Genomic DNA, 21,372 nt, shown 5'->3' on the forward strand with positions numbered 1-21,372 from the left:
AAAACAAGGCCAGCTTATTACGCTGGCCTTTCTGCTTTCTACTTTCTACTTTCTACTTTATGAGCTTCACTTTTTAGCTTGTAGACCAAAGCGCCATATCGACCTGATTAAGCTTTTCAGCTTAATTTTAGTAACACGCCAATGAGTCACCGGGCTGCGCGGGGCACTTCTCAGCAAATGTTCAAAGGCTTCTTCATTCAAATCGACTTTCCCACCATGAGCAGCAAGCAAGGTCTCAACATCCATTTTGTAAATACGCTCAAGCGATTTTCGATATTGATTTGGGTGGAAAATCGGAAAAGGAGGAATAAGTTTTTGCTTCACTTCCACCATAAGATCCGCCACATACGCCAAACTTTGAGAAGGGCAATAAACGGAAAGATCTCGATCAGTATGACCCGGAGTTTCGAGTACCACCCAATCATCAAACTCAGGGATCGTATCACCATCAGACAGCTTATAATCCGGCTTGAGCTTTCGTGAGTACCATAAATTTGCTTTAGGTTTCCCTAAACGGTTTGCCATCCACCGAGCCAACGCTAAATCGGTCAGGTGCATCAGTATTCCATCCCAACCGTGATACCAATCTTTCGCCCGATCCGCCGCCACCAATTTACAGTTGGTTAATGATCTTAATTTATGCGCGGCACCGGCATGATCCGGGTGCATGTGAGTCACCACAACCGTGTGCAAATCATTAAAGTCACGATTCAAAGTGGTCTCAATAAAAGTTTGTAGGTTGGGTATATCCGCGCGACAAGCACCGTCCAGAAGTAATAACTTGTCAGAATACTCCACCAAGTACATGTTTTGGATATAACCCTTAATTGTGTGCAGTTGCAAAACCGATCCTTGTTTAGCCTAAATCAACGTGACCAGTCTTCACCCAACAACTGGTCAGACCTATAACATAGCAAACAAGTCTCTATTTCGATCATTTTGTTAACAATTCTAAGTTCACAAATTGATAGAGCTAACAAAAAGGCTGCCCAAATCGCTCATCTTTCCCCTAAATGAACAGAGTTACATTAGCAGTATTTCTCTAATGCTTTATTAAGTTCATCGCCATATCGTGCCCTTAACTTCCCCATTTATCGTCACGACAAAAGAGTCGAATTGCCGACTCATTGCACTTCCCTTATATAGACGCTCCGAACTTTTACTGAGCGCTACACATGAACCGACTAATAGAAGCAATTGCTACCCAAGGATATTTCGTCTGGGATGATTTTCTGTCCCCTATGGAAGTGTCAGCACTAAGAGAGAGCATTCCTGAAAACTGGAAACAAGCAAGGATTGGACGTAATGATCAAGTGACACGAAAGGCTGACATTCGTAGCGATAAGATCCAATGGCTTAACCGCGATTTGGGACAGCCCGTTTCATTATTTCTAGATAAAATGGAGCAAATTCGTTTAGCAGCGAACCAAGCGTTTTTCTTGGGGCTCTTCGAATATGAAGCGCACTTCGCCAAATATGAAAAAGGCGACTTTTATCAAAAGCATTTGGATTGTTTTCAAGGCAATGAAAACCGCCGGCTCACCACGGTGTTTTACATGAATGACGAATGGTCAGCAGAAGATGGTGGCGAGCTCGTAGTTTACGATTTAAATGATAAGAAAGTGACGACACTACCGCCAAAGGCTGGGCGACTATTTGTCTTTTTGTCCGAACAGTTTCCTCATGAAGTGTTACCAACCAACCGCGAAAGGTTCAGCATTGCAGGTTGGTTTCGCATTAACGGCGTCAAAAATAACCAACTCGATATTGCTCACTGATTTAACCGCCACGTACTCTACGTGGCGAAGCCCTCCCCTTTAAAGAATCAGACATACCTTGAAACCTGTCCCGCTCAAAAGTGTGATAACACATATGTGATACATAAATCCTTCATCTATTTGAAGCTTTAGAGTAACAACTCTGAAACAAACCTCCGCCAAGATAGCATCAAACGAAACACCTGTGGTCTCGTACGAAAGTTTAGCCACCTCAATGTCACTGACTAGATTGATTGGCCAATAACATTCGATGCAGCCCGTTTCGTTCGAAACCAGATTCAATTAATACGTAATCAACCAGTAACGATCTTCATCCACAAGGAAACTATGATGAATAAGCTATGGCTCGCAGGCGTACTTTCTGCAACCGTTTCAGTACCCTCTTTAGCAGCAACTGAAGTAACGTGGTGGCATGCTATGGGTGGTCAACTTGGCGAAACCGTTAATCAAATCGCAACGGACTTCAACGCTTCTCAAGATGATTACAAAATCACACCAATCTACAAAGGTTCGTACACCGAAACACTGACCGCAGGTATCGCCGCATACCGAGCGGGCGAAGCGCCGAATATTCTGCAAGTGTTTGACGCTGGCGCTGCAACGATCATGAATGCGAAAGGCGTCGCGAAACCAGTTCAAGATATTCTTGTTGAGTCAGGCTACAGCTTTAATTCAAACGACTACCTGGCGGGCGTTCGCAACTTCTACGCAGATAGCGAAGGTAAAATGGTAGGCATGCCATTTAACAGCTCGACACCTGTGCTGTACTACAACAAAGACATTCTTAACAAAGTCGGTGTAGACGCGCCAAAAACCTATGAACAGCTTGAAGCTGCGGCTAAAAAACTTAAATCCCAAGGCTACATCACTTTTTCACAATCCCTCACTCCTTGGATTATGTTCGAGAACTTTAAGTCTCGCCACAACCTACCGGTTTCAGACCAAAACAATGGTTACGACGGGCTATCGACCAAAATCATGTTCAACACTAAAGACATGATGATGCACGTAAGCAAAATGAAAGAGTGGTCTGACTTAGGCTACTACAAGTATTACGGCAGTGACTGGGATGCGAACCAAACCCCATTTGAGCGCCAAGAAGTGGCAATGTGGATGGGCTCTTCTGGCTCATTTGGCGGCCTACGTAACCGAGTGAAATTCGACCTAGGTACGACTTACTTACCTTACTGGGAATCAGTAAACCCAGATGCGGGCTTAACCTTTATTGGTGGCGCAGCACTGTTCGCACTGAATGGTCATGAAAAAGCCCAAGATAAAGGCGTAGCAGCGTTCTTCGATTACTTAACGAAGCCTGCGACTCAGGTTTACTGGCATAAAACCACTGGCTATGTACCAGTCACCAATGCCGCTTACGATTTGGCTAAACAGTCTGGCTACTATCAAGAACAACCCGATGCTGAGGTTGGCGTTAAGCAGCTAAGCCTTAAGTCAGGTGAGTGGACCAAAGGCTACCGTCTAGGATACTACCCTCAAATCCGCGAAGTGATGCATCGTGAATTCGACAACATTTTTGCAGGACGCTCGAGTGTCGAGAAGAGCTTAGACAAAGTAGAAAACGAAAGCGGCAAGTTACTGAAACGTTTCGCACGTACGATGAACTAGCCTCAAACACATCGGCTTACTTGGTGAGGCAACACCCCGCTGAGTAAGCCGACAGCGAACGCTAACCCTGATTTCTCTTAACCGTTGTCACATCTCTTTGTGCGTTGAAGTCACTTTTACTTACTCATCAATTTTTGGAATTACTTCGTGGAACGTCGTCAGCAATTTTTTCACTCGCCGCTGCCTTATGTGTTTTTAGCACCACAGATCCTGATCATTGCGGTCTTTTTTGTTTATCCCGCAGCAAAAGCGGTTTATCTCTCTTTCATGCTTGAGGATCCATGGGGTACCTCATCGCTGTTTGTGTGGTTTGAGAACTACCAAATTCTATTCGAGTCGGCGGAATATCTATCATCGATTGGCTTCACACTGATGTTTGCCGTAGTCGTTTCATTCCTATCTTTAGGATTAGCGTTACTGCTCGCCGTTAAAGCAGACAACATTATTCATGGTCAGGGAGCCTACAAAGTCACCTTAACTTGGGTTTATGCGGTTGCTCCCGCGATTGCTGGCGTGATTGGAGGCTTTCTTTTCAACCCTCATATCGGAATATTCACCGAGCTGTTTGCCACGATAGGTTGGGAGTTTAGCTTCCAAACCGATCCGGTAGATGCCACCGTCGCGTTGGTCATTGTTTCAGTTTGGAAGCAAGTCTCGGTCAACTTTATCTATTTCTTGGCGGGCTTACAGTCTATCTCTTATGCAGTCAAAGAAGCGGCCACCTTAGACTGCATCAGCGACTCCAAACGATTTTGGACCATCACCTTCCCGCTGCTTGCCCCAACAGGCTTTTTCTTACTCGTGATCAACCTAACTTACTCATTTTTCGAGACCTTCGGGGTGATAGATACCATGACAAACGGTGGTCCGGGCGGAGGCACGACTTCACTTGTGTACAAAGTGTACCGTGATGGTTTTGTTGGCGCGGATTTGGGGGGAAGCTCGGCGCAATCTGTCGTGTTACTTCTGCTTGTCCTCACTCTCACATTTATCCAGTTCCGCGTTGTTGAAAAGCGCGTGCATTACTAACGAACTCTAGCTTTAGGAAGTGATACCGATGAAGAGTAATAAGATCACCGATCATCTGATTTTAATCGTGGGAGCATTATTCATGTTAATCCCAATTTGGCTGATTTTTGCAAGCTCCACACACAACCCAAACACCATCGTCAGCGATGGCTTGCAATGGTTGCCTGGCGACAATATGGCAGCGATTTACGATGAAGCTTGGAATAAGAGCCTAGGCTTTAGTGACGCCGTGACCGCGAAAAGTATGATCATCAACTCCATGATCATGGGATTAGGGTTTGCGATAGGAAAGATCGTCATTTCAATGATGGCAGCCTTTGCTTTGGTTTACTTTAGACTTCCATACGCGACGGCTTGGTTTTGGCTGATTTTTGTCACCCTTCTGCTACCGCTTGAAGTCCGCATCATCCCTTCATATGAAGTGGTGGCGGGGTTGGGGCTGCTGAACAGCTACACTGGGTTAATTTTGCCACTCATTGCCTCTGCCACGGCCACGTTCTTCTTCCGACAGTTTTTCAAAACCATCCCCGATGAGTTACTCGAAGCGGCACAACTCGATAATGCTGGGCCATTTCGATTTCTCATCGACATACTTCTGCCACTGTCGAAAACGATGATCGCCGCTATTTTCATCATCATGTTTGTGGTGGGTTGGAACCAATATTTATGGCCAATCATGATGACGACAGACGAAAGTTACAACACGATTGTGATGGGAATTAAGCAAGTCCTCAACAATATCAATGAGACCAGTTTACCGCGTTATGACTACGCATTTGCCATGGTCATTCTCGCGATGCTACCGCCAATTCTAGTCGTCGTACTATTCCAACGATGGTTCGTAAAAGGGTTAGTCGAAAGTGAAAAATAAACAAGATACGCCATCGATGGCTACCACCAACAACTCGAAACAAAACACATCGTCACACAACGTAATTGAAATCAGAAAGGAACCAACCATGCTAGGTATTAAGCAACTAGTCAAAACTTATGAAAACGGGCACAAAGCGGTCAAAGGCGTTAGCCTAGACATTCATAAGGGCGAATTTCTGGTTCTCGTTGGCCCATCAGGTTGCGGCAAGTCTTCCATTTTACGTTCAATTGCCGGCCTAGAAAGTATCTCTAGTGGTGAAATCCATCTTGGTGGGCGCAGAGTCGATACAGAAAAACCAGCGCTAAGAGACATCGCGATGGTCTTTCAAAACTATGCGCTTTACCCACATATGAGTGTTTACGACAATCTTGCGTATGGACTGAAAAACCGAGGAGTCGGTAAGTCAGAGATTCAATCAAAAATTGAGAAAGTTGCCAAAACTCTAAAGATTGAAGAATACCTCGACCGAAAACCTGCGAAGCTGTCTGGTGGTCAGCGTCAACGAGTCGCAATGGGCAGAGCCATCGTGCGTGATCCGCAGTTGTTTCTATTTGATGAACCACTTTCCAACCTAGATGCTGCGCTTCGCGCCCACATGCGTTTAGAAATCAAAAAGCTGCAACGAGAGCTAGGCGTAACAAGTGTCTATGTAACCCATGACCAAGTAGAAGCCATGACCCTTGCCGACCGCATCGTGGTGCTGAACCAAGGTGAAATTGAGCAAGTCGGTACACCTGCCGAGGTCTACCACCAGCCAGCGAGTACATTTGTAGCAAGCTTTATCGGAAGCCCGGCAATGAACTTCATCCCAGCGGTCATCGATGAGGGTTACTTAACGGTTGGCGAACAGCAACTTTACTTGTCGAACTATGCGCATCTAAAAAATGAAACGGTGACGCTTGGCATCAGGCCAGAACACGCCGAGATTCAGTCTCTTTCTAATAAAACCGAGAGCTTGAATCACAGCCCATTAAGCCTTAACTTGCGGATTTCGGTTGTCGAGCCTCTGGGGCCAAATCAACTGGTACACGGCAAAGTCGATCAAACGTCGTTCATTGCGGTGACTCCCGAAATGGAACTCGATCAGTCCGTCGACTTATCGCTAGTGATTAATAAAGACAATCTGCACATATTTGGTCAAGACAGTAAACGTATTTCCCCATTACAACAGACGATTTCAGAGCCACTTTCTTCTCTAAATACCAATGAAGAGGTCACTCAAACACTGTCTTCAGCTATTGCATAAGTGGTCGCGCCGTGGGTTTATCATCGAGACAAAAAGACATTCTCACTTATCTTCAGCAATCACACGGCGTACTATCCAGTGCGCTGTTGTCTGAACGTTTCACTGTCTCTGTTCAAACGATCAGAAAAGACATGAATGAGTTGAGTGATAAAGGGTTAGTCCGCCGTGTTCATGGCGGGATCTCGCTCCCTAGTGCTAATGACAATTTATCATTCAGTAATAGAGAGCTCCTTAATCTCTCAGCGAAACAGAGCATTGCTCAAGAAGTGGTGAAAGCGCTCCCTGAAGGCACAAGTATCTTCCTAGGAATCGGCACTACACCTAAACACGTTGCTCAAGCATTGCTTGATCACCCTGGGCTAACGGTGGTCACCAACAACATTAATGCCGCACTAACCTTAAGCAGCAATCCTAATATCTCGGTTTTCCTAGCGGGAGGGGCGGTACGTTCGTCGGATGAAGACACTATTGGCGAATCGGCCACTAACTTCTACCGTCAATTCAATATCAAAATCGGTATTTTTGGTGTGGGCGGCTTAGGGGAAAATGGGCAACTTCTCGATTTTACACCAGAAGAAGCCAACCTGACCCGAGCCATCATTGAACAGAGCGAACAATGCTGGTTAGTGGCTGATCAAACAAAATTAGGGCGATACGCGCCAATCGTGAGTGGGCAGTTGTCAGAAATGCAAAGAATGTTTGTAGACGAAGCACCCGATAATATTCAACAATTATGTCGAAGAAACCAAGTAGAGTTTGTGGTTGCCCAGTCGGCAATATTTTAAAAGGAAATATCATGTCACCAATTATCGTCGGCCACCGTGGAGTCGCAGGGACCCATCCAGAGAACACTCGTTCAAGTATCGAGCAAGCTATTGCTCTTGGATTAACTTGGGTTGAAGTGGACGTTCAACCGACCAAGGACAATATTCTTGTTGTGTGCCACGACCATACGCTAGAACGCTGCAGTAATGGGCAAGGTCGTGTCGATAGCCACACCTTAGCCGAACTTAAAGCTCTGGATTTTGGAAGCTGGAAAAAGCCGGACTTTAACGGTGAACCGATCATGACATTGCATGAGCTGTTAGACCTAGCGAAAGAAACCAAACTGAACCTCAACTTAGAGGTCAAGGTCGACAAACATGACACTCAGCATGTCGTTATCTTGCTAAAAGAAGCGTTGATCACCTCTCAGATTTCCAAAGATCAGGTTTTACTGTCTAGCTTCAGCCACCAAGTCGTGACCGCTATTTCTCAAGAAATTCCAGATTATCGTTTAGGTTTGATCTCCGAGAAACTATCAGAGCAAGAGCTTCAAATGCTCCACACTGTCAACGCGTTTAGTTGCCACCTTAACCATGAAAACACCACCGATGAAGATATCGATAACCTCATTAAATCGGGCCTTCAAGTGTGGTGTTATACCGTTAACGAACCGAGTGAATTCCCATTGCTCAATAAAGTAAATGCCGTGTTTACTGATTACCCAACACGCTTTTGTTAAATCCCTGAAAGTTTTGCCAAAACCTGTGCATTTTTTGTAGCAGATTAGAAATATTAGGAGTACATTCGCGCCTAATATTTCTAAGGTAGAATGCTCCCATGGAACTGATTTTCAGCCCAATCTTCCCTGCTCTTTTCGCTATTTTTATCTTCGCAGCAATCGTTCGCGGATTTTCCGGCTTTGGCTTCACCTTAGTTGCCCTACCATTAAGCGCACTCTTCATGCCTGTGATTGAACTGGTGCCAGTATTCATGTTGATCGACCTACTGGGTAATGTTCAGTTATTACCTAAGGTGCGACATTACGTAAACTGGCGCTGGGTTGGAAAAGTCTTTATCCCATGCTTGCTGTTTACACCGATTGGCTTATTAGTTCTTAAAAGCGTCAGCCAAGATACGATCATTCTTATCATCAGCGGGTTTATCTTTGCTTCCGCATTAATGATCAAACAAGGCTTTCAGTATCAAACCGAGCCTAAGTTCGCGCCATATTTATTGGGTGGCCTCGCAGGGTTAATGAATGGAGCAGCTTCAATGTCTGGGCCACCTATTGGCGCTCACGCATTGGCAAGTCCCATTGCGCCTCATGTGGCTAGGGCGTGCTTAATCGCCTTTTTTGTATTGGCAGATTCCAGTGCCTTTGCGGCGGCTTCCGTCAGTGGTATCGTAAATTGGACGGTCATCGTTCTGACCATCGCTTTACTGCCAGCCAGCATGTTCGGGGGCTATATAGGTGCAAAACTTTTCGATAGGTTTGGGGGAGAAAAATTCAAACCCGTCACAATTGTACTGCTGCTTGTGATTGCTTCGGTGAGTGCCGCGCGAGTTCTACTTTAAGGTGAATATTCTTGTGGGGTTATCGTCACTTGGAAGGTTTTAGGCGTTCGACAGCCCTCAAGATAACAATCACCATTCAATATGAATTGGCGTACCCATTTCGACAAGCGCGATGAATTCGTCAATTTCTTGGTTGGTTAGCGCAATGCATCCGTTTGTCCAATCGAAGCTTTGGATAAATTGGGGCGAGCGAGTTTCATCATTTTTTAGACCATGAATTTTGATGTTCCCGCCAGGGGATAGACCAAATTCTCCAGCTCTAATTACATCCTGCAAGTGAGGATAACTGATATGAATGGAACGGTAGAAATTGGATTCTTCGGTCACATAATCCAGTCGATATTGGCCTTCAGGTGTACGGTTGTCGCCCTCATGAAGCTTATGCCCTTTGGGGTACTTCCCTAACGCAACGCGATATTCTCGAATCACGCGGTCTCCACTCATTAGGTACAATCGTCGTTTCGATTTATCGACTTTGACTAATGTGATGGTGGGTTCTGTGGCGTGGTCGGTCTGCTGCGTCTCAGCGTGGGCAAAACTGGTGACAATCACAGCGACAACAGCGAAACAACGAGCAAAGCTAAAATACATCATTCTAAGGCTCTAAAGGCATCGCCATGATTCTAGATTGGGTTTGCATCCCCAAAGACTCATAAAACCCTAACGCTCTTTCATTGAACGCCATCACTTCCAACCGCATTTCCGTCGCTTGTTGTGCAGTTGCCCACTGGGTGACTTTTGCCATTAAGGCTTTACCTACACCTTGTGCTTGAATTGAATCATCGACCACTATGGTATTAACACGACACACTTTATGATCTTGAATAAAGCTAATATCAAGGTTTTGAGTAATTCTCGCGACGACAAAACCGATAATTCGTTCTTCTAATTCAGCCACAATAAATGTGCCGTTAGGTTCAAGCATCAACCCTAGCCAGTATTCCTCATTTCCTTCATGTGAAGCTTGTGGATCAGCAAACACACTGGGAGCCCCTTCAAAGTGTTGCTGGTTAATTTGGTCGGCGAGGACAAGAATGGCTTGGATATCGTGAACTTGAGCAGAGCGAATGAGCATAGACAGGCTTTCCTTAGGTAACATTCGAACCATAGCAAAGAAAATACAGAATATCTTTAATCGGTGAATGGATTTTCACGAATTATTCACGGTGAACGTGGGATTATTTCCGTACCCAAGATGAAAAGGTAATCTCATGAAATCAACGATCCTCACTTTACTTATCAGCAGTGCAACGATATTGCCTATCGCGACACAAGCAGCAGACCTAAGCAATGGTGAAACACAGTTCAAAACACTTTGTGTATCTTGCCACGGTGATCTCGGCCACGGTGACGGCATTGCTGGGCGCGCTCTGCCAGAACAGCCATCCAATATTTACGATGGGCTAACGTCTTTTTGGGAGTCCGAAAGCGAGCTCATGGATACCGTGATGAATGGCAATGAAGGTATGCCTGCGTGGGGACAGATCTTGACTGAATCCGATGTGAGCGACATTTTTGCTTACATCAGAAAAGTAAATCAATAAAAAAGAAGGCTAAGGTAGCCTTCTTTTTTTCATGACTCAAAAGGGATTAATCTAATTCGAGTAAACTGGATATCTCACTGATTTTGTCTCGCCACTCTAGCTGCATTGCTGGCTTTTGGTGCTTCACCTTTCGGTTAAGATCATCATCTAGAAGCTGCTCTAATTTTAATAGTTCAGCTAGCAAAGACTCTTCATCCAAAACGCTCGAAGACTCGAGCTGAGATCCGGCAGACTTAACAACAAGGCCACCTTCCCTCTGATCCGTTTTCGTATCGACGCTTAGGCGGCAATATACTTCTGAAACATCGTGGTGCTCCTCAAATACTCCGTCGCTAACCAGCCAAAATCGATTACAACAAGTCTCGATCAACTCTCTATCGTGGCTCACCACCATCAAGCCGCCTTCAAAACAACTTAATGTGTCAAAAAGTTCCTGCTTACCTTCTAAGTCAAGATGGTTAGTCGGCTCATCAAGAAACAGTAAGTGGTAGTTAGCGAGCGTGAGCCCAACAAATAGTAGCCTTGCTCTTTCACCGCCACTTAACTCTTTTACCTTCTGAGTATGTCTGTCATAAGAAAAGCCGGAGCTGATCAGCGCCATTTTTCTCTGCTCATCGGCTAAATCAGCAAACGGTCGGAGCGCCTCCAGCAACATTTCGTCATCTTGTAGCTGCTGCAAACTCTGGTCGTAATAACCCAACCGACATTGAGGGTGGAACACAAAGTCATCTCCAGAAAGGTGGTTCCCATCAAGCTGATTAAACCGCTGAAACAGCATTCTCAGCAATGATGATTTACCGCAACCATTTCGCCCAACAATCGCGACTCGGTCACCGCTTTTCACCTGTTTATCTAACACCTGAAATAAAGAAGATGCGTTTGGAGCAGGTGTAACCATGACCTGTTTGAAATCAATCAGGCGGTTTGCTGGCAATGCTTGCCCTTTTAAAGACAATGTCCAAGGTGTTCCTTCCCCTAACTGGGTTTGGCTTTCCTCTAACTTCTGTTTGCGCTTCTCCATATGTTTGGCTTTACGCGCTAAATCCTCGTTGTCATAAACCTTGCCCCACTCAGCTAAACGCTTCGCACTTTTGGCAATTCGGTCAATTTCTTTCTGTTCGATGTTGCGCCTTTGCTCATCCGAAGAATCTTTTTCGGCTAATGCTTCTCTCGCGTCAGAGCAAGCAAGATCAAAGTGGTACAAAGTTTTATCACGCATGATCCAAGTCGTGTTCGTCACCTTATTCAATAAGGTTTGATCATGTGACACCAAAACGAAACTGCCTTTCCAGTTAAGTAAAAACTTTTCTAGCCATAACAGGGTAGGCAAATCCAAATGGTTACTCGGCTCATCGAGGAGCAATAGATCAGGCTGTTGGATTAAGGCTCGAGCCAACAATAAACGCATGTGTTGGCCGCCACTCAATTGCCCTGCAAGTTGCCCCCATTGGTGTTGTTCAAAACCCATTTCAACTAATAAGGTTTCGGCACGCCATTGCTCCTCCTCTTTTATCGAGGTTGGCAGTTGGTCACAAAGCGCATCCAATAAACTGACGCTTTCGAGGTGATAAGGCAGGTGCTGTTCTATATATGCAACGACACAACGCTTAGCTTGGGACAGTTGCCCTATGTAGTCGTCGTTTTGGTGGCTTAAGATTTTAAGTAAGGTGCTTTTTCCACAACCATTGTGGCCAATAAGGCCAACACGATTCCCTTTTTGCAAGGTAAACGAAATCCCTTCAAACAAAGTGCCCGAAGTAAGGTCAATAGAAATAGATTGTGCTGAAAGTAAAGTACTCATAAAAAACTCAAGAATTATGGGCATAAAAAACCCTTGTCAAACTAGTGCTGACAACAATCCTAGAGCTCGAGTGAAGAGAACTCTTTGTAGAACGTGTCCCTGACGGGATGAATGCTTTTCTAAGTTTCGCTCAAGCTCGGACTATCGCAGCGCGATAACGATATTTCTTGAGCGAGTCTCTATAGCAAAATGACGCGCGTTAAAAAAACGGCATACAAACATATCAAATCCTCCTTTTCTCTAGCGAGTAACTCATCAATTAAGTACTCTGATGATTCGATAATTCAATGATATCTAGCATAATAAGTTGAGCGCAAACTTTCATGCGCAGATTTAGATATTGGTCATATCCAATGAACGGAAGGTAAAGGATACATGATTAGACTCGCTGTAATCGGCACGAACTGGATAACGAGTAAATTTGTGCAAGGAGCGCTAGACACTCAACAGATAGCTTTGGCGGCGGTGTATTCCCGAACACTACAAAGCGCAAAGCGGTTCGCAGATGAATTCAACACCGCAGAACTATTTGATGACATCACCGAACTAGCAAAATCTCCCAACATAGATGCTGTGTATATTGCCTCGCCTAACTCATTGCACGCCGAGCAAGCGATGTTAATGCTCAATCATGGTAAACACGTTATTTGTGAAAAACCTATCGCTTCAAACTTCTCTCAAGCCCTAGAGGTGGTGCAGATTGCCGAAGAACGTGGATTGGTATTTTTCGAAGCGTATAAATCAGAGTTCTTACCGAATTTTGGTCAGATTAAGCATGGGATGTCGAAAATCGGAAAGATCCATAAAGCCCACCTAAGCTACTGTCAATATTCTTCCCGCTATCAAAAGTATCTCGATGGAGAAAACCCGAATACATTCAATCCTGAATTTTCCAATGGTTCGCTGATGGATATCGGTTTTTATTGTGTATCGGCTGCCATCGCGTTATTCGGCAAACCAGAAAAAGCGTTGGCTACTGGGCAGTTATTAGATTCAGGTGTCGATGGTCATGGTGAGGCGATTTTTTGCTACCGCGATTACAATGTATTGCTGTCTCACTCCAAGGTCACCGACTCTCACTTACCAAGTGAAATACAAGGTGAAAACGGTTCTATTATCATCGACCATATCGCTGAATGCACAAAGGTGACCATTGAATACCGAGACGGTACCGTGGAAGATTTGAGCTTACCTCAAGCGGAAAACTCCATGTATTATGAAGCCCAAGCGTTTGTAGACAGGATCGTGAACAATCAAACTCAGCGCGATACACGAGCGTTAATGACATCCGAAATCACCACTGAGATGCGCCAACAAGTGAGTATTCGTTTTCCTGCGGATAGCTCAGATGGCTAAAAGATTTTAGGGTTTACCGAGCTTGCTCAGACAAATATTGAGTAAGCTCTTCATGGCAATATTCAATTATTTGTCGAGTAAAAGGCTGCCTATCGTGAATACGTTGGCTAATAAAAATATGCCTGACAAAGCTCAGAATCGTATAGATTTTCACACTCTGTCGACTATCCCTCCCAATTAATTTTTGATAAGTCTCTAAGAAAACCTCTATTTGATCATGTGCGTAATCTAAATCTCCTTTCAAGCGTAGGCATTGCTCTTGAATATGCGCGACAAAGTTTCCAATGTCTAAAGCAGGATCACCTAACGAACAAAGGTCGAGATCCAGCATGTATAACTTCTTGCCATCGATCAGTAATTGATCATGGTAGAAGTCACGATGAATACAAGAAGCATGGGTAAACGGTAGCTTTTTCGAAATAGAGCGACTCATTTGCATAATTTTTGTCAGTTCAGGTTTCCATTCAGAATGCTTAGCGGCGACCCTATCTAAGTTAGATTCGAGTATAAACAGCTCATCTTCAATCGTGTGACGCCTGACGATTTCGGTATCCATAGTGTGCAGCTTATAAATCGCACATGCTGCTTTAACCGCCACCGACTTCCCTTGCCGACTGCAAAAAGGTTCAAAAATCGTCTCACCAGCGACTTTTTCTTGCAGCCACATGTGGTAGGGACGAATACATCCTAAAGGTCTAGGGACTTGAATACCGTCTTCACTATCTGGGGTGAACCGATTGTGATAAAGGAAATGGTTTAACTGATAGGTTCTTTTATCTAACCCCTTAGCGCGCGCTTTTCCTATCATGACTATTCGGTCTCCCGAAAGACGGTTTTCAATATTCAATTCAAACAAAATTCGTTTACCGACTTTATGGCGAATCACGTTACTGCCTGTTAGCACATAGCTTTCGGCATGGTGAATGGTGTCAGATAGCGATGCTAGCAACCGCGGTGCAAGCCGTGAACAATCCGCAATATCTTTTAAAAAAGGCATCGCCTCATCCACTAATTGAGGGGGAGCGGTAAACGTATTATGCGTTTTTTGTTGATGGTAACGTTTTAATCGGCTTTGAGCGGCCGCCATAATCCGCCTCACTTCCTTTTCCCAGTTATCAGAGCCGTTTCTAAAAGGGTGGTGAGCCAATTGGAATAGTGCCACCGCGGTAAAAAGTTCAACTTGCTCCGCTTCCAGGTATCGAACACTGGTATACCCATCAAGCAATAATTTGAAATACTGAATAAGAATTGTTTCAGGTAGCAAGCCAAGCAGATAGTCGCGTTCTAGATGAGCGATAAAAACACCAATATCATACGCACTGTGCCATACCGATACGTCATCAAGATCGATGAACTTAACGCCCTCCTCTGTGATGAGGACTTGCTTAGAATAAAAGTCTCCATGGATGACTGAGTGAGGAGAAGCCAATGACTGAACCGCTAAGTTAAGTTCGCTCGCAAGTGCTTGAGCTTGTTCGCCCAGCGCCGGAATAAGATAGCTAATACCGTTCGCGAGTTCTTCAAGCGAGCGGGCAAACTCATTATCATTCTTCGCTTGGACATATTTGCCTTTTGTTTGGTGAAGGTTCCCTAGCTCCTTTCCACAATCAAATATATTTTCCATATCAAAAGAGCTGTCTTGATAGACCTTAGTTAGGCTCTCCCCTTCAACCCACTCATACAAGAGAATGCGTTGCTTTTGACTTCGACCAATCAATGAAATCAAGTGTTCGCCTCTTAGACGATGGCGATTAGATAACATGGCGGTTTGAAAGCGTTCATGCGTATACATTTTCAACACCGCTTTAGTCCCATCGGATAATTTCAGCTTCGCGACAAATCGGCGTTCAGGTTTGTATTGCAGCGTTTCAATGCTTTCTACATCAACCCAATCATTTCTGAACAAGGCACGATTGATAATGGTAGCTTGGACATTCTTATCAAATAAAAGAGGCAGGGGTTTAAGCTTTCCATCGTATGGGAATCGAAATAGCGCTAAATGCGCAGCCTCTAAGACTTCTACATTTTGAACATTCTCAGCCCTGCCCAACGCCGTCACTTTTGCTAACTTGTCTTCATCTTGCTCTCGGTACGCTTTGGCGTAGTAGTCGCGGCTTTGTTCCGCGGCTACACAGTGATATTTCACAATACAATTAGTGCCTTTTTTGTAACGGATGTATTGCTTTTGAGCCGATTGAAATTTGTCTTCAGGACGCAAGCTTTTTAAAGTTTCTAACATTAGCGCTTCATCCAAAATGATTGGCAAACCATCAATCACTCCATCTCTTTGAATCAAAGCTCGCTCAAATTCTTGCATACCTTCAGCCCGCATTTAGTTGTGAATGAAAAGAGGCAAAGTGCTTAGAGAATTCAGAATCCTCTTTGCCCAACTCAGAAACCTGACCTTGCTCAGCAATTCGCCCATTACGAATAAAAATCACCGAATCACACTGCAGCGTGAGGTCTTTACGATGGGTAACGATCAAGGTGGTGCGCGATTGCGCTAACTTCATTAAAGCCAAATTGATCGATTGCTCTGTGGCCGGGTCTAAGCCTGTTGTCGGCTCATCTAAGATCAGGATGGGTGCATCTCTCAGGGCGGCTCTTGCAATCGCAATTCTCTGTCTCTGCCCTGCCGATAGTGTTACCCCCCGTTCGCCCACTTCAGTATCGTAACCATTTGGCAGCCCTTGAATAAAATCATGCATATCAGCGAGTTTTGCGGCTTGCATCATACGCTCTTCGGTGACATCGCTTTGGCCAATAGTAATGTTGTCTGCAATGCTGGTCGCAAATAAAGCCGTATCCTGCATGACCACTGCTATCTGCTTACGATAGCTAGAGAGCCGGTAATCCCGAATGTCCACATCATCCACACGCACGCTTCCACTTTGAGGGTCATGTAACCGCATCAGCAAGCTAATTAGCGTGGATTTTCCGCTACCAGAAGGGCCAACAATCGCCACTTTCTGCCCAGCTCCGACCTTGAAATTAATATCTATCAGATTAGCGTATTTGTCTTCTAAGTAAGAAAAATGCACCGACGAGAATTGGATATCGCCGTCCAACGTCCCCGCTTCCTTTGCGTTTCTGTCTTCTTTGATATCCACTTCTTGATCTAAGACTTTTAATACTCGTTCACCTGCTGCCGAAGCTTTGGCCAGCCTTGCAGTATATTTGGAAAAATCTCTCACAGGTCTAAATACTCGTCTTAAATAGTAAACAAACACTATGAGTTCCCCTGGAGTTAATACCCCTTCCACTACTTTTAATGCACCAAACCAAAGCACTAAGGCCGTTGAAACTGCCGTTAAAATTTCCACACTTCTTTGCAAACTGGCGGCAAGTCGCTTTCCTTGCACCCCTTCTTTCAAACTTTTTTTGTTAGCGTCACTGAATATGTTTGAAAAACGATCTTCAAGCGTCAGGGCTTGAACCGATTTGATTGCATTGATCGATTCAGATGCAGTGGCCGCCATCACCCCTTCTCTCTGACGGTTTTTCTTGGCTACTTTGTGAATGCGTTTGCTTTTCTTTAAGGTAATTATCCAAAGTAAAGGGAGGGTTGATAATGCGATGAGTGCTAACTGCCAATTCAACCACAGCATCACCCCAATGATGCCGACGAAAATAAACGCGTTACCAATAAGCGGTACTGCAGCGGTAATTGCGATATCTTTAATAAGGCCAATGTCACTAATGATTCTGACCACCAAGTCACCGCTTCGCTGCTTTTGGTGATAGATAGAAGATAACTCTTGAAGATGCTTGAATAGCTTCTCGCGCAGGCTGATGATGACGTGGTTGCCTGCCAGAGCCATGCATATCGTAGTGGCGTACGTCAGCAAAGCACGAGCAATGGTAATACTGACAAGTGCGATCGCCATAAACATGAAAAATGTCGAACTATCGACTTGGTTAAGTGATTCTAATAGTCCCGTTTCGATTTGTTCAGGGGTGACCAATTTGTCGATAATGAATTTAATGGGCCATGGTTCTAGCAATCTCACCAAAGTTTGTCCAAATAACCCTGCAAACGCGCCAACGATCAGCCACTTCCTTTGCTTAACGAAAGGTGCAATGTATCTACCAAACTGAAACAGAGCGGGTAAACTTTGTGAAAGCCCCTTAGGTCTCGCCATTTAGCTCCCCTCTCTTAAGTCAGCCCAATCGAGAATCGTCTCTACTCGTTTTGCCCAACTGTGGTATTCGGTGGCTATCTGTCTCGCTTGTGCACCACAATGTTGCCTCGCCTCTGGGTGAGTTAGATAAAATTCAAGGAAGTGGGTCAGTTGCCCAATATCACCTGCCGAGTACAAGCTTCCGGAAACATCCTGCTCCACGACCTCTTTAATCTGTCCTATATCACTGGCAATAACAGGCAAACCTGCGGCCATATATTCATAGACTTTTAATGGTGAGAAATAGAAATGTTTGCTTTCTGGATAAGGCGCAACTCCTACATCCATGAGTTCATAATATTTCGCGACTTGGTCAGTTGGGACGGCTCCCACAAGATCCACGACCTGCTCTAACTGATGAGCGTTAATGTAGTCTTGGATAACTTCTCTTTGAGGTCCATCACCCACAATCAGTAAACGCGCTTTAGGGAAGTCTCGATGTAGATGACAAAACGACTCCAGTAAGCCTTCGACTCCGTGCCAAGGTTTGAGTGTGCCCACAAAACCAATCGTAAAATCATGATCCGATGGGTGGATACCAGAGTGAACAGACGAAAATCTTTCTGTATTTACGCCATTAGGAAGCACATGCACTTTTCCTTGGGCTTCTTTGTATGATTGAACATAGCGGCCAACTTCATCGGATACTGCGAGAATAACGCTAGCAGACTGAAAACATTGCCTGGTTACCTTCTCTGCGGCAACTTCATCTATCAAACCTCGATATTGTCTTTGTTCTTCAATAAGTGGCGCGTTCACTTCCAAAATCGCTGGAATACCACTTTCATGAGCAAAGCTCATACCTGCATGGCTCCATAGTGAATAACGTTCATACACAAAATCAAAAGGCCCAGAATGTTCCAGCTCTCGAATAGTTTTGTCGTTATCTCTTATATCTGATTGCTCTCTTAACTGACGATCTTTTAACTTGGCATGCTTCACTTTATGAACATCAATCGCGGCTAAATCAGGTGGGCAACTATCTCCTATCGCTGACGCAAATAAACTGATATCGATACCGCACTGAGTAAAGGCTCGCGTGACTTCTTGGACATGTAATGAACAGCCTTTTGAGCCAAAAACAGGTACTCCTCTATCTGAACAAACGTATGCTCCTCTCATTGATGGCTCCTCGTTGCTGATGAGCCCGAGGCTACGGCCTGGGAAAAACACCCTCTAATCTCTCGAGTATTCGCGACAATATCGAAATGCTCTTCAATCAAGCGGCGAGCGTTACTTGCGAGCGTGACTCTAAGTTCACCATTGGTCAGTAACCTCTTTAAGGCGTAAGCCAAAGAGACAGAATTATTTTGCTCAACCATTAGCCCTGTTTGTTTATCAATGATGACCTCTGGAATACCAGTCACATCCGTCGAGACACATGGCGTTCCTAACGCCATCGACTCAAGCAGCACCGTCGGTAGACCATCCCGATTACCATCTTCCCCGACCACGCAAGGCGCCGCAAACACAGCCGACTGCTTTAAATATTCCTTCACTTCATTTTGAGGCAGAGAACCTCGCATCGTCACGACATCGGCAACATCGAGCTCAGATATTAGTGCTTGTAAAGCCTCTTCTTCTTCTCCTTGGCCAATCAATTCACAGCGAAAATCGACTTGTTGAGTTTTCAGTATTCGGCACGCCTCGAGCAAATAGCTGAAGCCTTTTTTCTCCACCAGCCGGCCAACCGCACAAATCAACGGAGCGCGCTCGACGGGCTCATGGTAGTGGAACTGATTTAAGTCTAATCCGTTATAAATACGGACAAACTCACTAGGAGAGATCCCTAAATCATCTTTCAAATATTGAGTATTAAAATCACTCACAGTAATCGCACACGCGGCGTCATGAAACTTTCCTTTCAACGCAATGAAGTCATTATCTTCATGAAAAATATCTTTGGCGTGAGCGGTAAAAGTGAAAGTAATTCCTGTTATGGCTGAGGTGATTTGTGCAACGGTAGTTGAAGTGGTGGCGAAGTGAGCATGAAGATGGTCAATTCTCTTTTTAACCACATATAAACTCAGCTCTAAAGACTGCAAAATTTCTCGGGCACTCGCATGTGGGAATTGCCCTAGCACTTGCCAATATTCTGGGAACAACTGAGCGACTTTTTTCTGAGCCTCCCAAAATGCAGACGCGCGTTCTGCTTTTGACGACAAGTATTTAATAGGTGCTCTAACTTTGGAAATGATGTCTTGAAAATGAGCATCCTGCGGCGGTAACAATGCAAAAATGAACACATGAGCACCAGCTTGCTCGTGTGCCAATATCTCGTTAACGATAAATGTCTCAGAATAGCGTGGGTAACGTTTCACTATATAGGCAACACGCATAGGCCTAACTCCCTGTTATGGCGTTATAATTCGTTAGCCTAGCCTGCTGTTTTTATACGTTATTATTCGACTATATATGCAATAGTCTTTGCTCTAATACTTCCATCCCGTGCATATTGAGTTCTCTCGAGAATCCGTCAGAAGTGTCTTTATCGAGCATGTGACTTACTTTGCTCATTAACACTTTACTGGTTAACACGTCGGGATGAATGTAATCCACAATGCCCTTTTCATAAAAACATTGTGCACGAATAAGTTGTTCTGAAACCGGTGCGACGCGAGGAATAATAATCATAGGTTTGTGATACGACAGCACCTCACAAACGGTATTATATCCTCCCATCGAAATAACCAAATCAGAGTGTTCCAGATAACGCTCAAATTCGTTGGTAAACTCTTTCAATTCGATGTTTTCTTTGCTTTGAGCCAACTCTGCCAAATGAGTATAGTCACGTTGATCCATCTCTGGTCCGTAAAACAAGATACTTTTGACATCACCATGCCAAGCAACATCAGTTAAGCCATTTATGTATGACTCCAGTACTTTTCGCCCATCATCGCCCCCACCAACGGCTACAATGATGAGTTTTTGGTCTTGTTCACTCAGTTCTAAGCCTTGTGAAGGGCCATACTTTCTCGTTCGATCTAAATACCCACAATACGTCACTTTCTTGCGGTTACTCGCAGGGAACTGATACTGCTCTGAAACATCAAAAATCGCTTGTTCTCCCACCACGAGTACCTCGTCGTACCACTCGTCGATCAATTTGAAATACCGATTTTTGGACCAAATGGAATGCGTGACATGCGGGTCATCTAAGATGTCTCTCAGCAATAAAACCTGTCTTGGTTTTTTAGTTTGGTTCTCTAAACTATCAATCGTTTCTCTTAGCTCGCCACTTAATCCCTCGGGCTTCTTATCGACTAAGATCACATCAGGCTGAAACCCTTCAATGGAAGATCGAATAAGCGCTGAACGCATCTGAATTAACGAGTCGATGTTAAAACACTCAAGCTTTGCGCTATAAGCAGCGTCTTGTGAGCGTTGTAGGCAGGGTAACTTTATGTAATCTATTTGAGGGTGAGTTCGAAAGGCATGAAGCATAGGCGAGCCGGTGAGTAACAGAATATAGACATCTTGATTGTGGTTAACCAGATACTCCGCAATGGCGACCATCCGTCGAATGTTACCTAAACCATAACTATCATGAGAGTAAAACAGTAACTTCTTCATCGAGCCCACCTAGCTAGTTCTTTAGAA

At 44.6% G+C, this 21,372-nt stretch carries 19 protein-coding genes; 10 read left to right on the forward strand and 9 right to left on the reverse strand.

From position 1 onward, the window contains the following. Window positions 1–66: 66 nt before the first annotated feature. The gene (locus tag ACHUFI_RS14010) at window positions 67–843 is read right to left on the reverse strand and encodes an MBL fold metallo-hydrolase (RefSeq protein WP_394250118.1); all 777 of its coding nucleotides are present in this window, start codon (window positions 841–843) and stop codon (window positions 67–69) included. A gap of 332 nt (window positions 844–1,175) precedes the next feature. Between ACHUFI_RS14010 and ACHUFI_RS14015 the strand changes: the two genes are divergently transcribed. From ACHUFI_RS14015 to ACHUFI_RS14050, 8 genes are all read left to right on the forward strand, one after another. Beyond that, window positions 1,176–1,778 carry a 2OG-Fe(II) oxygenase gene (locus ACHUFI_RS14015; RefSeq protein ID WP_394250120.1) on the forward strand — a complete coding sequence of 201 codons (603 nt, stop codon included), beginning with the start codon at window positions 1,176–1,178 and terminating at the stop codon, window positions 1,776–1,778. Window positions 1,779–2,108: 330 nt separating this feature from the next. Then, a complete protein-coding gene (locus ACHUFI_RS14020; protein ID WP_394250189.1) occupies window positions 2,109–3,401 on the forward strand; it encodes an extracellular solute-binding protein in 1,293 nt (430 codons plus the stop codon). A 147-nt stretch (window positions 3,402–3,548) separates the two neighbouring features. After that, window positions 3,549–4,430, forward strand: coding sequence for an ABC transporter permease subunit (locus tag ACHUFI_RS14025; RefSeq protein ID WP_394250122.1), 882 nt, complete (start codon window positions 3,549–3,551; stop codon window positions 4,428–4,430). Between the two features lie 28 nt (window positions 4,431–4,458). Further along, on the forward strand, window positions 4,459–5,301 hold the full coding sequence (gene ugpE, locus ACHUFI_RS14030; protein WP_394250124.1) for a sn-glycerol-3-phosphate ABC transporter permease UgpE: 843 nt from the start codon (window positions 4,459–4,461) through the stop codon (window positions 5,299–5,301). A 16-nt stretch (window positions 5,302–5,317) separates the two neighbouring features. Then, window positions 5,318–6,550 carry a sn-glycerol-3-phosphate ABC transporter ATP-binding protein UgpC gene (ugpC, locus tag ACHUFI_RS14035; RefSeq protein ID WP_394250191.1) on the forward strand — a complete coding sequence of 411 codons (1,233 nt, stop codon included), beginning with the start codon at window positions 5,318–5,320 and terminating at the stop codon, window positions 6,548–6,550. An 11-nt stretch (window positions 6,551–6,561) separates the two neighbouring features. After that, window positions 6,562–7,335 carry a DeoR/GlpR family DNA-binding transcription regulator gene (locus ACHUFI_RS14040; RefSeq protein WP_394250126.1) on the forward strand — a complete coding sequence of 258 codons (774 nt, stop codon included), beginning with the start codon at window positions 6,562–6,564 and terminating at the stop codon, window positions 7,333–7,335. 11 nt (window positions 7,336–7,346) lie between these two features. Then, window positions 7,347–8,054: a glycerophosphodiester phosphodiesterase family protein gene (locus tag ACHUFI_RS14045; protein WP_394250128.1), complete on the forward strand. Its 708-nt coding sequence runs from the start codon at window positions 7,347–7,349 to the stop codon at window positions 8,052–8,054. A gap of 98 nt (window positions 8,055–8,152) precedes the next feature. Then, on the forward strand, window positions 8,153–8,890 hold the full coding sequence (locus tag ACHUFI_RS14050) for a sulfite exporter TauE/SafE family protein (RefSeq protein WP_394250130.1): 738 nt from the start codon (window positions 8,153–8,155) through the stop codon (window positions 8,888–8,890). A 69-nt stretch (window positions 8,891–8,959) separates the two neighbouring features. Here the strand turns inward: ACHUFI_RS14050 and ACHUFI_RS14055 are convergent, their stop codons facing one another. Together ACHUFI_RS14055 and ACHUFI_RS14060 are read right to left on the reverse strand one after the other, a co-directional pair. Continuing rightward, window positions 8,960–9,481: a L,D-transpeptidase family protein gene (locus ACHUFI_RS14055; protein ID WP_394250193.1), complete on the reverse strand. Its 522-nt coding sequence runs from the start codon at window positions 9,479–9,481 to the stop codon at window positions 8,960–8,962. 4 nt (window positions 9,482–9,485) lie between these two features. Beyond that, window positions 9,486–9,965, reverse strand: coding sequence for a GNAT family N-acetyltransferase (locus tag ACHUFI_RS14060; protein ID WP_394250132.1), 480 nt, complete (start codon window positions 9,963–9,965; stop codon window positions 9,486–9,488). Between the two features lie 136 nt (window positions 9,966–10,101). Here ACHUFI_RS14060 and ACHUFI_RS14065 point away from each other — a divergent pair, with 136 nt between their 5' ends. Continuing rightward, a complete protein-coding gene (locus tag ACHUFI_RS14065; RefSeq protein ID WP_394250134.1) occupies window positions 10,102–10,434 on the forward strand; it encodes a c-type cytochrome in 333 nt (110 codons plus the stop codon). Between the two features lie 46 nt (window positions 10,435–10,480). On the opposite strand, the gene ACHUFI_RS14070 is transcribed toward ACHUFI_RS14065, so the two are convergent. Beyond that, complete coding sequence (locus ACHUFI_RS14070; protein WP_394250136.1) at window positions 10,481–12,235, reverse strand: ABC-F family ATP-binding cassette domain-containing protein; 1,755 nt, start codon at window positions 12,233–12,235, stop codon at window positions 10,481–10,483. A gap of 375 nt (window positions 12,236–12,610) precedes the next feature. Between ACHUFI_RS14070 and ACHUFI_RS14075 the strand changes: the two genes are divergently transcribed. Beyond that, the gene (locus tag ACHUFI_RS14075; RefSeq protein WP_394250138.1) at window positions 12,611–13,591 is read left to right on the forward strand and encodes a Gfo/Idh/MocA family protein; all 981 of its coding nucleotides are present in this window, start codon (window positions 12,611–12,613) and stop codon (window positions 13,589–13,591) included. A 13-nt stretch (window positions 13,592–13,604) separates the two neighbouring features. Here ACHUFI_RS14075 and ACHUFI_RS14080 read toward each other — a convergent pair whose 3' ends face one another. The 5 genes from ACHUFI_RS14080 to ACHUFI_RS14100 all read right to left on the reverse strand — a co-directional run bounded on the left by ACHUFI_RS14080 (window position 13,605) and on the right by ACHUFI_RS14100 (window position 21,345). Beyond that, entirely contained in the window at window positions 13,605–15,908 is a 2,304-nt protein-coding gene (locus ACHUFI_RS14080; RefSeq protein ID WP_394250140.1) for a phosphotransferase, read from the reverse strand. A 4-nt stretch (window positions 15,909–15,912) separates the two neighbouring features. Further along, window positions 15,913–17,733 (reverse strand): ABC transporter ATP-binding protein, encoded by a 1,821-nt coding sequence (locus ACHUFI_RS14085; RefSeq protein ID WP_394250142.1) that lies wholly within the window; start codon window positions 17,731–17,733, stop codon window positions 15,913–15,915. Next, window positions 17,734–18,894, reverse strand: coding sequence for a glycosyltransferase family 4 protein (locus tag ACHUFI_RS14090; protein ID WP_394250144.1), 1,161 nt, complete (start codon window positions 18,892–18,894; stop codon window positions 17,734–17,736). It abuts the gene before it with no gap. Then, window positions 18,891–20,111 carry a glycosyltransferase family 4 protein gene (locus ACHUFI_RS14095; protein ID WP_394250146.1) on the reverse strand — a complete coding sequence of 407 codons (1,221 nt, stop codon included), beginning with the start codon at window positions 20,109–20,111 and terminating at the stop codon, window positions 18,891–18,893. The genes ACHUFI_RS14090 and ACHUFI_RS14095 overlap by 4 nt, the downstream gene beginning before the upstream one ends. Window positions 20,112–20,181: 70 nt before the next feature. After that, the gene (locus ACHUFI_RS14100; RefSeq protein ID WP_394250148.1) at window positions 20,182–21,345 is read right to left on the reverse strand and encodes a glycosyltransferase family protein; all 1,164 of its coding nucleotides are present in this window, start codon (window positions 21,343–21,345) and stop codon (window positions 20,182–20,184) included. Window positions 21,346–21,372 lie beyond the last annotated feature (27 nt).

Origin of the sequence: Vibrio profundi (assembly GCF_043642225.1) — a bacterium.
GTDB lineage: Bacteria > Pseudomonadota > Gammaproteobacteria > Enterobacterales > Vibrionaceae > Vibrio > Vibrio profundi_A.